Consider the following 12,341-nt stretch of genomic DNA (forward strand, 5'->3'; position numbering starts at 1 on the left):
CGCGTACAAACAGTGTTTGCCTTGCCTTCAAGCGCAGCGTGGCAAATAGTTAGTTCGCTACGTGCAAGCGATAAAGACTGCCCTGGTTGCTATCGGTTAGCAAGTAAAGGGCATTGTCCGGCCCTTGGCGCACATCGCGTATGCGGCCTATGTGGCCGTCAAGAAGGGTCTCTTCACTTACAACGTTGCTACCTTCTAGTTGCAGACGCAGCAAGGTTTCACTAGCGAGGCCACCCGCCAGCAGGCTGCCTTGCCAGGGACCAAAGGCATCGCTGGTGACTTCGGCAAGACCGGAGGGGGCAAAGCGACCCTCAAAACGGTACACCGGGTCTTCCATGCCGGGTTTTGAACGCACGCCAATAGGCTCGTTGGTAGCGTAGTCGTTGCCTAAGCTTACTTCTGGCCAGCCATAGTTGTTGCCAGGTACGATCTGGTTCAACTCATCGCCGGTGCGCGGGCCGTGTTCGGTGGCCCAGGGTTCACCATTGCTGAGCACGGTCATGCCCTGAATATTACGATTGCCCAGGGTGTAAATTTCATCCAGCGTGTTGCTGTCATCCACAAACGGGTTGTCGTCCGGGGCTTCGCCGGTTTCGGTGAGCCGAAGCGTAGAACCTGCGTGGTCATCGCTGGCTTGAGCGCGGGAGGGGTCGACGCCACGGTCGCCAATGCTCATCAGCAGCGTGCCATCCTGAAGCCAGGCCAAGCGGGAGCCGTAATGCCGACCGGGAGAGGAAGCGCGATCCTGCTCGAACAAGTGCTCAACGTCGCCTAGGGAATCCCCCTGCCACTTAACACGAGAGAGGGCAGAGCGGCTTTGGCGGCCTTCCGGCTTACTCCAGGTGAAGTAAATCCAGTCGTGCTCGCCGTCGCCAAACTCAGGGTGTAACGCTACGTCGAGCAGTCCCCCTTGGCCATTTTGACTCACGTCGGGCATGCCTGCCAGTCGTTGCGATTCGCCAGTGGCGTGTACAAGGTTTAACGCGCCGCTTCGTTCACTCACTAGATAGCGGCCGTCGGGAAGAAACGCCACCGCCCAGGGATTCTCAAACCCCCCGGCCACCCGCTCTATGGTGATCGCGAAGTGATCGGTTTCCAGCGCGCGGTGCACAACCTCCGCGTAGGCAGCATTGGCGAAGAGTAGGCCCGCCAACGAGGGGGCTACCCAACGTGCTGCCAGTACACGTAACAAGCAGCGCGGTGTCGTTTGCGGTCGAGCGGATATGAGGTGTCGCGTTGGCATGGTGTGCATGGGCATCGTTTGTCCTCGGTTAGCGCGGAGTCAGTGTAGTAGTCTAGCAGTGACTGCCTTAAACGGGCGGGGGTTCCCGTCGCTACATTAGTAGCGCCAGGAGTGCCGGTAAGTAGAACAGCGCCATTAGCGTTGAGCAGAAGACGAGGCTTGCCACATAGGCAGGTTCGCGCTGGGCACGTTGGGCAAACAGGTAGTTGAAGACCGCCACCGGCATACACATCTGCACTACTAAAATGTTCTGCGCCAGCGGCGGTAGGCCTAGCCAGCCGGCAATGAACCAAGCAGCCGTGGCGGCCAGCGGAATACGGATGAGGCTAAAGCCGACGCCAGAGCGCAGGCTTTTCACCTGAATACTGGCCAGCGACACGCCTAGCGTGATGAGCATCAGAGGCACGGTAAAGCCCGACATAAGGTCTACCGTATTGGCCATCCACAGGGGCAGTGAGGTATCGGTGAGCAACAGCGTCATAGAAATGACGATGGCATACACCGTTGGGGTACTGAGCAGTGTTTTTATCGGGCTACCGTTGCTGCTTAGCACGGCCCCCAAGGTGAACTGAAACAGCGAAACCGTCACCATCACTGTAATACCGTAGGCAAACCCCGCGCTGCCGAAAGCGTACAGCACCACCGGCAACCCCATGTTGCCGGTGTTGGGGTACATCATCGGCGCAATCAGCACCCGCCAATCGCGGCGCAGTAGCTTTGCGACGGCAAAGCTGGCGGCGCCCATGCTCATAATGACGAGGGCCGAGGCAAGCATCACTTGCCCAAACGTGCTGGCATCGATGGCCGCCCCGGAGAGTGACGCCAGCACTAACGCAGGAGTGCCAATATTGAAAACGAGGCGCGTCACAAAATCGACCGGGTAGGGTTGGCCGAGACGAACCCATAAAAAGCCCAGTCCGGCACCGGCCAGCACGGGTGCCATGACGGCGAAGAGTTCAGCGAGCATTATGGTTCCTTGACGATCATCGGCTGCCTATTGTGGATAATTAGGCGGCTAACTGGCAAGGCGAATCTTTTAACCAGAGTGAACGGCTTCTGTACGGGTTTGCCACGCGGCGGGTACCTGCTCGCGCAAAAATGCCAGTAGGGCGTTTACCCGGCTAGAGTGGTGCCCGTAGGCGTACAGCAGCGTGACAGGGAGCGGAGCAGGCTCCCAACCTGGCAAACAGTTTATCAAATCGCCGGGATGATGCCGTTCGCGTCCTTCAACCACCCAATGTGGCAGCAAGCCGATCCCCTGACCGTAAGCAATGGCATCAATGTGCAGCGCCGTGAGATCCACTCGCAGCCGCGAGCGGGGTGCATTAAAGAAGTAATCAGCGTGTTCTGGATGATGCAGCAATAGGCCGCTGGAGGCGGTATCCAACAGGTCGATCCAAGCGTGTGCGTCAAGCTCGTTGGGGTGCTGCGGGGTTCCTGCATTAGCCAGATAGCGCGGGTTGGCGTAAAGACCACGGGTGAGATGGCCTAAACGCTCTTGATTCAGGCCGCACTCATGGGTGGCGCCTAGCCAAATGTGCACGCTGTTGCTGTGCATTTTCGTCGGCGGCGTTTCCCGGGTATGCAGCGTTAGTTCGACTTTGGGATAACGGGTTAAAAATGCATCCATTACCCCCGCCATCCACCCCCGAGCCAGGGCGCCGTGTACCTCTAACGTGACTTTACCGCTGATCTCCTCGCGCAGCTCTGCCAGGGCCTCTTGGCTGTGGGCGGCCATGGCCAGCAGCTCGATGCAGTAGTGATGAAACAGTAGGCCCGCTTCGGTAGGAATCAAACGATTTGCCTGGCGACGCAGCAGCGGCTGCTTGAGTCGAACCTCTAGCTGGCTAATTCGGCGGCTTAAGGTAGATTTTGCAAGCCCGAGCTTCTGTGCGCTGCGCGTCAAGCTGCCGGTGGTCATCACGTCGGCAAAGGCGGCAAGTTCATCAAAATCGTACATAGTCGGAGCCACTGGAGAAACGGAGGCGCTATTGTGCCATTTAATTTATTGAATGAAAATAATTGCTATTTGTGTTCCGGTTTTTTTGGACACATATTTCTGCCGTTGGATGGCGGCCACCCTTGGGTGGCCGCGTTTTGTTATGCCTGCGAACGGGGTGAGCGGCGCTCTGTGATGTTTAGCACGCTGATCATCAGCGCGGGAAGGAACGTCACCGTGACCACCGCTGCGCCTAACAGGCCAAACAGAACAATCGCCCCTACGCCGCGATACAGCTCGGTGCCTTCACCGGGTAAAAAGACTAGCGGCGAGAGCCCGCACAGAGTGGTCAGCGTGGTGATAGCGATGGGGCGCAGGCGGGTTTGTACCGCCTGAGACACCGCCTCCTGAACGCTGAGCGTTTTGTCATGCAATCGCCGCCGGGCCTGGTCGACCACCAGAATCGGGTTGTTCACTACGGTGCCCATCAGAATCAAAAAGCCCAGCATGGTAATCATATCGAAGGGCTGGCTAAGCGGTGCCAGGCCGATTAACGGCAGCAGGCTGCCCACGCCATTCATAGTGGCCAGCCCCATAATGCCGCCCACTGCGCCTAGCGGTATCGAGGTCAAGATCAGCAGCGGATAGCCCCAGTGGGAGAAGATCGCCACCAGCAGCAAGTAAACAATCACAATAGCGATCAGGAAGTTGTCGGTGAGCGCCTCGCGGGTGGCGTTCAACTGGTCGCTGGCACCGGAGATCGAGACACCTACCGACGAGGGCAGCACGCCCTCCTGACGAAGCCGCTCCAGCATGGCCTCGGCCTGCTCAACGCCCTCCTCAAGGGCGATGCTGGCGGGTGGAATCACGTTTAAAGTTACCGTACGGCTACTGTCCACGCGACGAATCACGCTGGTATCCATGGTTTCATCGATACGTGCCACCGCCGACAGCGGCAGCGTGTAGCCATCGGGGGTATGCAGCGGCAGATTCGGTAACTGATCTAGCGGCAGCGACGGCTGCGAGCCGTAGAGGTAAATATCGATCTTCTCATCGTCCAGAAAGAAGTCATCCACATACGCTCCTTCCCCCAGTGCGGAAACGCTAAACCCTATAGCCTCGGCAGAAATACCCAGCTCCGCGACCCGCGCCCAGTCGGGGCGAATTTGAACCAGCGGCTGGTCGAGCGACAGCGACGAAGGCTGGCTTTGGATACGCGGGTTGCCAAACTGCGCCTGGGCTTCCCGGTAGAGCGTATTGGCCGCGCTGTACACCGTGGCTAGATCCGGGCCAGACACATCCAGGTTGATACTGCGCGTGCCGCCATCGTTGCTGGAAATAATCGAGCCTTTCGAGGCAAAGGCGCGCATGCCAGGGAAGCGCTCATAGTAGTTTGTGAGCGCTTCCATCAGCGCTTCGATATGCCCAGGGTCGGCTGCTTCGGCGACGATAAAAAGCAGCGTCGGGGCCACCCGCATACTCATATAGGCCAGCGGCGGCACCTCGGTATCGCCCGCTAAAAAAGCGTCAGGCTCTGCCTGCACGTGGGGCAGAAAGTACGCTTCTACCTGCTCGGCAATGCTTTCCATCTCCTGCAAGCTGTAGCCAGGGGGCGGGCTCATGCGTGCGAAGGTTTTCGGCTCTTCGCCTTCGGGCAGGTACTCTGCGGGCGGTGTCAGGGCCAGTATGGTCCAGCCGCTGATCAGCAGCGTGAGCACTAAAATAGACCCACGCCGCAGCGGCGTCGCAATCAGCCGTTCCAGCAGCGCGCCCAGCCGAGAAGTACGCTGCTCGCTGGGCGATGCTTCCTTGTCCTGATCCATGGAAACGTTGTTCATAGAGAAGCTGAACCGTGAGCAGAGCGAAGGCACCAGCGTGACCGCCACCAGCATGGAGGCAAAAATCGCCGCCGAGACCGCAATGGCCACATCCGAGTAGAGCTGCCCGGCCTCTTCTTCGATGAAGAGTATCGGTAAGAACACCAGAATGGTGGTGGCAGTGGAGGCAAGCGTGGCGGGCCAAACTTCCTGCACGCCGCGCAGCGCCGACTCAATACGATCCAGCCCCTGGCGGCGATAGCGCTCGATGTTCTCTAGCACCACGATGCTGTTATCCACGCTCATGCCAATGGCGAAGGCAATGCCTGCCATGGAGATTACGTTAATCGTGCGGCCGGTCAGCATCAGCCCCAGAAAGGCGGCAATGGTGCAAAACGGAATGCCGATCACGCCGATAAACGTGGCGCGGGCTGAGCGCAAAAACAGATACATCACCAGGGTCGCGAAGGCCGCCCCTAGCAGCAGGTTGCTCCACACGTTGCTTACCGAGGCTTCTACGTAGCGAACGTCATCGGCCGTCAGCACTATCTCCATGCCCGCAGGGCGCAGAATGGTCTCGTTGATCGCCGCCAGTTCGTCCTGCACCGCGTACTTGATGTCGATCACATTCGCGCCGCTCTCCCGGCGCAGGTCCATCCCAATCCCCGCTTCGCCGTTATAAAACGACAGCTGATTAAGCCGCGACTGCCCTTGGCGCACCTCCGCTACATCGGACAACCGCACGATGCTATCGCCCTCGCGAGCCACTACCAGCTGCGCCAGCGCCTCGGCGCTATCAAACCGGCCTAGCGTGCGTACCAGATAGCGCCGCTTGCCTGCTTCAAGTTCGCCGCCGGAGATATCGCGGTTGCGCTGGGTAATCGCTTCGCGCAGTTCCAGCAGCGACACGTCGCGCTGGGCGAGGGCCGTGGGGTCGACCAAAATTTGCAGCTGGCGCTGGGCGCCGCCGTTCACACCCACCTCTGAGACACCTTCGATGCCCTCCAAGCGCGGGCGCACTCGGTCTTCGATGAAGTCGCTCATCAGTTGGATATCCAGCGCGCTGGGGTTGCCGGGCAGGGTGCCCACGTGAAAACGCAAAAACGCATCGGTGGAGAACGCCGCCGAGACCACCCGGGGCTGATCGACATTGTTGGGGTAGGAGGAGACTTGGCTTAAGGCGTTGTTCACCTGGATCAGCGCAGCGGTCATGTCCACGCTGAACGGAAACTCCAGCTCGATTTCGGCGCTGCCGCTTTCGGCCACCGCCGTCATACGAGTAAGGTTAGGAACGTTGCGCAGGTACTGCTCCTGCTCAATCAGGATCTCTTTTTCGATATCCTGAGGCGTGGCCCCAGCCCAGCGGGTTTCCACGGTAATGGTGCGGGCTTCAATATCAGGAATCATCTGCACCGGGATTCGCAGTGTGGCGGCGATGCCCAGCAGGATAAAAATCAGCGCAATCACGATCACCAGCGTGTGCTGGCGCAGCAGGGCAGCAAACATTATTCGTTCTCCGCCGAGACAGCCTCAACGCTGACGCCTTCCACCAACGATTCATTACCGCGAACGACCACCCGCTCGCTGCCGGAAAGCCCGCTGGTGATTTCGACGCGTTCAGCAAAGTTGATGCCCACCTCGACCCGTTGTTCGCGCACCTGGTAGGTGTCGCCGCTTTCGGGCGTGGCGACCCACACCGTGACCCGGCCATCCGGGTAACGGCTCAGCGCATCCCGGGAAACAGTAAGCCCCTCGCGGCCAGCGGCGGCTTTCACCACGGCTTCCACCGCATTGCCAGGGGTGAGCGAAAGCGATTCAGGCACGTGGGCGCGCAGTAAAAAGGTGCGTGCGCCGCTGGCGCTGACGGGCACTATAGTGGCAATGGTTGTTTCTGCACTCTGTTTACCTGCTTTAAGGGTCAGGGGGGCATTGGCCTGAAGGGCGCTGAAAAACGCTTCGGGCACCTGAAGGTCAGCGCGCAGCGCGTTGAGGTTCACCAAACGGGCGACGCTATCCCCCGGCGATACCCATTCGCCCAGGTTGACGCTGCGTTCGCTGACCACGCCGCTGAACGGGGCGGTTATGGTGTGGCGCTCTAAGAGCGCATTGAGCCGCGACTGTTCGGCGTTAAGGCGTGATAGGGTGGCGTTGGCAACGCTTACCGCGCTGCGCCGGGCGCTGACCTCGGTGGCGGCAATGTTGCGCCCAGCCCCTACGGATTCCGCTTCCCGCAGCAGCCGCTGCGCCTCGGCAAGCGCTGCCCGCGCTTCTTCTTCCGCCGCCTGCGCACCGGCAAGCTCAAAACGTGCGAGGTCATCATCCAGCGCCACCAAAGGGTCGCCTGCCGCCACGGCGTCGCCTGGGTTTACGGCAATGTCGTTAATCAGCCCCGCCACGGACGAAGAGAGCAGCGCATCTTCAAGTGAGTTCACCGTGCCAACCAAGCTAAGCTCTTGATAAATGGGTTCACGGTTTACGCTGGCCAGTTCAACCCGTGGGGAGGATTGGGCCAGCGCAGTGCTGGCGAAGAGCGAACAGGCCAGTATCAGTAAAAACAGTATCAGCCAAAAAGAGAGGAGGCGGGCAAACGGAGGCACCGTCATAACAGGTTTTTTCCTAACATTAAGTGAGGGGCGGTTAAAGGCGCAGACGAGCAAAAGGTGCGTCTTGCTCATACTACCTAAGCGTATGCGTTGAAATAGATTAAAAGCATGAATCGCTACCATAGCGGGAAGCTACTGTGGCGGATGTGTGGCAACGAGACGCTTTATAAAAAAGCCCCGGCACAGGGCCGGGGCATCAAGTCAGCATTGAAGCAGTAAGAAACCTCAAACGTTAGAATTCGTAAGTGGCGGAGACCCAGAAACTGCGGCCATCTAGGGCAATACCGTCGGTGGCACGGCCTGTTTGCGTAAAGCGATAAGCGCGTAGAGTTTCGCCGTTATGCTCGAAGGTATCTGAACCCGTAAAATCTTTATCGAACAGGTTGTAGATGGTGCCGGTCAGGCGCACGTTGTCGCTGAAGCGGTAGGAGCTGCGCAGGTTAAACAGCTCGTAACCATCCAGCTTGTTGCCCAGCTGTTCCACCAAGGAGGCAGATTCACCGCTGATATCACCAACGAAACGCTCGCGGGAAGAGTAGTACTCACCTTCCAGCGTGGTGCTCCAGCGATCGTTGATCGCCCAGGTCAGATCGGCGGTCAGCTTGTGGTCAGGCGTGTTGGTCAGCACCTGGCCTTCATTATTTCCCGAGGTGATTTCTGAATCGGTGAAGGTGTAGCCACCGCTGATACGCCACGCCGGGGCAATTTGGTAGCTGGCATTCAGCTCAACACCACGGGTTTCGGCTTCGTCGATATTGGTCAGCTGGCCAAAGCTCTCCTGCTGGGTGAAGTTACCAACGCTCAGGCAGTTCGCCAGCCCGGCGTTCGGCGTATTGCCGTTGCTGTCCACGAATTGGCAGTTAGGAATGTCTGCCGCATCGGCAATGCGGTCGGTAAACTTGTTATAGAAAACGGTAGCTCCGGTAGAGAAGCCGTTTTGATTGTCGTAAATGGCGCCAATTTCGTAGTTGGTGCTTTTTTCTGGCTCTAGCGTCGGCGAGCCAAGTGTCACGGTGCGCCCCTGGGCGGTGAAACCGGTTACGCCATCATGCAGGTCATTAAGCGACGGCGTCTTATAGCCACGGCTTACGCCGCCTTTCAGCGTCCAGTTAGGTGTGGTGTTCCACACTAAATAGCCGCGTGGACTAAAGTGGCCGCCAAAGGCATCGTGGTGTTCATATCGGCCACCGAGTGTTAGCGCCAGGTCGTCGCGCAACAGCCACTCATCTTCGGCAAACAGCGCCCAGCTAGTTTGTTCAAACGGCTGGTTGCCTGCAGCGCCATCTTCTAATTCAGCATCAATGTACTGACCGCCAATGGTTGCAATATGATCGCCAATGGGGGCGACAAACTTGGTGTCGACGATAATGTCGCGGTTTTCCAGCAGGCGATCTTCGCCCCCTTGGGCCTCGTAACCATATTCAGGCGCACTGCCCGCTGGCAGGGTGCGGCCTAGGGTCTCAGTGACGTTGCGGGTAATGCTGCTTTCCCAGGTGCCTGCGCTATAGTGGCCGGTGTGGCCAATGGCGATTTGGTCGCGATTAAAACGCAGCTCGTCTTTATAGCCGTTCACCGTGCCGGGAGAGGGTTGGCCCGCGCGGTTGGTACCGTCTTGGGTGCCCAAGCGGTTATCGTCATTGGAGTACACCTGACGGGCGCGTTCGGCATCCAGCCAGAACTCGTTCGCCTCATCCGGGGTGACGTTTAAACGCCCACCGATGGAGTAAATACGTGCTTCTACAGGGCGCGGATCGCGGCCGGCGCTGTTTTCAACCATACGGTCTGAGCTATCGCGGTCAAACAGGCGGCCTCGCACCTGTAAGCCCACCGTGTCTTCCACCAGCGGCCCTGCGCTGTAGAGGTTAATCGCCGAGCTGTTGCCCGCATTGCGATCTTCCTGGAAGGTGTTTTCAACACTCACCGAGCCTGCCCAGTCGTCGCCAATGCGGCGAGTGATGATGTTAACGACCCCGCCCATGGCGTCAGAACCATACAGTGTCGACATCGGGCCACGAATGACCTCAATACGTTCAATGGTAGAGAGGGGCGGTATAAAACTGGTGGACGTTTCACCAAAGCCGTTCGGTGTGACGCTACCCGACGTGTTCTGGCGACGCCCATTGATAAGAATCAGCGTGTAGTCGCTGGGCATGCCACGGATAGAGATATTCAAACCACCGGTTTTGCCAGTACCCGCACGAACGTCGACGCCTGGCACGTCGGCAATTGCCTCAGCAATGTTTGCGAACTGTTTTTGCTCCAGCTCTTCACGGGTGACTACGGCAATACTCGCAGGGGCGTTGTTCAGCGTTTGCTCATAACCGGCGGCGGTGACCACCATGTTGTTAAGCTGAGTGCTGTTCTGAGTGGCCTCTTGGGCATGAGCCGTCGCAGTAACGCTGAGCGCGATGGCGCTTACGAGGGCGGTGCGAGTAAAGCGTGGCATGGCGATCCCCTGATATGAGTATTATTTACTAATGAAATTGATTATCAAATGAGTCGTAGATTCTAAGAAGAAAAGTTCCCACTTGCGAGGTTGTTTCATCGAACATTGCGTTGCGTTTAATGGAACAGGGTGCTTCAAGGCGCAATGCCCTCAGCGTTTTACCCTGCTGAGAAAGTGCCGAAGGCCAGGGTTGCAGAAACGGCAACACGCTATTCGTTGGAATAGAAGTGCAAGTGCTTTTGAGAATCGTTATTATTGGTGAGTTGTTTGTTAAAACAAAGCATTTCACTGGGCATTTCACTGGGAGAGTCACATGCGACACACGTTACTAAAGCGCGGTTTACTCGGGGTGCTGATAAGCAGCTTGCTGGTGGGCACCGCCCAGGCGCGCACGCTGGAGACCGCTTATGGTGACGTCGAGGTGGCGGATGCCCCCGAGCGTGTGGTGACGCTCTATGAAGGCGCGCTGGATGCTGCACTGGCGGCGGGTATTTATCCGCTAGGCGCAGTGACCACCCGTGGCGGCGATAATGTGGCGGCGTATGTGAACGACTACATCGAAGCACACGGTAGTGCGCGTCCAGAGATCGTGGGCGTAGTGCGTGAAATCAACATTGAAGCCGTGCTGGCCCAGCAGCCGGATCTGATTTTGGCCGCCCCGCAACTGCCTGACGCGCAGTACCAACTGCTATCGCAAATCGCCCCCACCGTGGTGCCCCACACGCAGCCGCTCGCCGCCGACAACTGGGAAGCCGAGGCGCGCCTTTTCGGCCAGGCTTTGAACCGTGAAGAGGCCATCGAAGAAGCCATTAGCGCCGTTGATCAGCGGGTAGACGCCATGGCGGACGCGGTGGCCGAGGCACAGATAGGCGACAACGCCTATCTGGTGCGTTGGATGCCCGGCGGCCCCATGGTGATGTCGGAAAACCTGATTGCCACCGGCCTGTTAGAGCGCGTGGGCCTCGATGTTCAAGGCGGCGAGCTGATTGGCGAGCGGGGCGTGCACAGTGACGTATTAAGCCTTGAAAACCTGTCTCAAGTAGACGGCGACTGGCTGTTCTTAGCCACGTTAAACGATGACGGCCAAGCGGCACTTGATAGCGCTAAACAGAGCGCTGCCTTCAACCGTTTGAACGTGGTGCAGAGCGAGCGAGTGGTGCCGGTGAACGGCCAGCTCTGGAGCAGCGCCAACGGCCCGCTGGCTGCCCAAGCGATTCTAGATGACATCGAGAAAGCCTTATTGCCGTGAACGATGCCGTGAACTCCTTTGCTAACGCTATTACTAACAATGCGAGTGGTAGGCGCTGCTCACCACGCACCTGGATGTTCCTTCTGCTCACCGCCCTTGTGGCGGTGAGCGTCGTTAGTTTGTTGATTGGCGCAGGCAGCGTTGGCCCACGCCAAGTGCTGGGGCTTTTAAGCGGAAGCGATCATGCGGAAGCGCGTTTTATCGTGTGGGAGCTGCGTGCACCGCGCACGCTGATAGGTATTGCGGTAGGCGTGGCGCTGGGCGTGGCCGGGGCGCTGCTGCAAGCGGTTTCACGCAATCCGCTGGCCGAGCCAGGGTTGTTGGGCGTGAGCGCAGGCGCTGCGTTTGCCGTTTCCCTGGCGCTGGTGTTAGGCGCCAGCGCCGCCACCCTACGTATTCCCGTGGCCCAGTTAGGAGCGCTCATCGGCTGCGTGTGTGTCCTCAGCGTGGCGCGGCTGCGCGGCGTAGGGAACGACCCGGTGCGCTTGGTGCTGGCCGGTGCCGCCTTCTCTGGGCTGCTGGGTTCGCTGAGCGCCCTGATGCTGCTCTACGACCAGCGCGCCGCCGATGAAATTCGCTTTTGGGTGGTGGGCAGCTTGGCCGGTAGGCGGCTAGACGATTTATGGGCGGTACTGCCGAGCCTGCTGGTCGCGGGGGCAGGCGTTGTAGTGATTGCCCGGCCGCTGGCCGCGCTGGCACTGGGGGAAAGGGCCGCGAGCGGTTTAGGGCACCGCCCTGGGCTGATTCGCTGGCTGGCCGTTGGCTGTGTGGCGCTATTAGTTGGCGCAGCCACCGCCATTGCTGGGCCAATTGCTTTTGTCGGGCTCGTGGTGCCGTTTGTGGCCAGGGCTATCGCCGGGCCGGATATTCGCCGCACGCTCTGGTTCTGCCTACCCATTGGCCCGCTGATTGTGTTAACCGCCGATATTATCTCCCGCGTTGTAGTTGCCCCTTCCGAGCTGCCGTTAGGCGTGCTCACCGCGCTCTGCGGCGCGCCGGTGCTGATCGCGGTGGTGCGGGCCAAACGCCTGCCCATGCTCTAAC

At 59.0% G+C, this 12,341-nt stretch carries 8 protein-coding genes; 2 read left to right on the forward strand and 6 right to left on the reverse strand.

The annotated features are described in order from the left end of the window. Positions 1 to 49: 49 nt before the first annotated feature. The 6 genes from LOS15_RS02255 to LOS15_RS02280 form a co-directional block, all read right to left on the reverse strand. Positions 50 to 1,252, reverse strand: coding sequence for a PQQ-dependent sugar dehydrogenase (locus tag LOS15_RS02255; RefSeq protein ID WP_263069596.1), 1,203 nt, complete (start codon positions 1,250 to 1,252; stop codon positions 50 to 52). 82 nt (positions 1,253 to 1,334) lie between these two features. Next, a complete protein-coding gene (locus LOS15_RS02260) occupies positions 1,335 to 2,210 on the reverse strand; it encodes an AEC family transporter (RefSeq protein ID WP_263067828.1) in 876 nt (291 codons plus the stop codon). Positions 2,211 to 2,279: 69 nt separating this feature from the next. Then, the gene (locus LOS15_RS02265; RefSeq protein WP_263067829.1) at positions 2,280 to 3,203 is read right to left on the reverse strand and encodes a LysR family transcriptional regulator; all 924 of its coding nucleotides are present in this window, start codon (positions 3,201 to 3,203) and stop codon (positions 2,280 to 2,282) included. A gap of 140 nt (positions 3,204 to 3,343) precedes the next feature. Beyond that, on the reverse strand, positions 3,344 to 6,505 hold the full coding sequence (locus LOS15_RS02270; RefSeq protein WP_263067830.1) for an efflux RND transporter permease subunit: 3,162 nt from the start codon (positions 6,503 to 6,505) through the stop codon (positions 3,344 to 3,346). Beyond that, positions 6,505 to 7,602: an efflux RND transporter periplasmic adaptor subunit gene (locus tag LOS15_RS02275; RefSeq protein ID WP_263067831.1), complete on the reverse strand. Its 1,098-nt coding sequence runs from the start codon at positions 7,600 to 7,602 to the stop codon at positions 6,505 to 6,507. The genes LOS15_RS02270 and LOS15_RS02275 overlap by 1 nt, the downstream gene beginning before the upstream one ends. A 232-nt stretch (positions 7,603 to 7,834) precedes the next feature. Then, the gene (locus tag LOS15_RS02280; protein ID WP_263067833.1) at positions 7,835 to 10,048 is read right to left on the reverse strand and encodes a TonB-dependent receptor domain-containing protein; all 2,214 of its coding nucleotides are present in this window, start codon (positions 10,046 to 10,048) and stop codon (positions 7,835 to 7,837) included. Positions 10,049 to 10,361: 313 nt separating this feature from the next. Here LOS15_RS02280 and LOS15_RS02285 point away from each other — a divergent pair, with 313 nt between their 5' ends. Next, complete coding sequence (locus LOS15_RS02285) at positions 10,362 to 11,297, forward strand: ABC transporter substrate-binding protein (RefSeq protein ID WP_263067835.1); 936 nt, start codon at positions 10,362 to 10,364, stop codon at positions 11,295 to 11,297. 74 nt (positions 11,298 to 11,371) lie between these two features. Further along, positions 11,372 to 12,340, forward strand: a complete 969-nt coding sequence (locus tag LOS15_RS02290; RefSeq protein ID WP_263069597.1) for a FecCD family ABC transporter permease — start codon at positions 11,372 to 11,374, stop codon at positions 12,338 to 12,340. Position 12,341: the final 1 nt, after the last annotated feature.

It is taken from the genome of Halomonas sp. 7T, assembly GCF_025643255.1.
GTDB lineage: Bacteria > Pseudomonadota > Gammaproteobacteria > Pseudomonadales > Halomonadaceae > Vreelandella.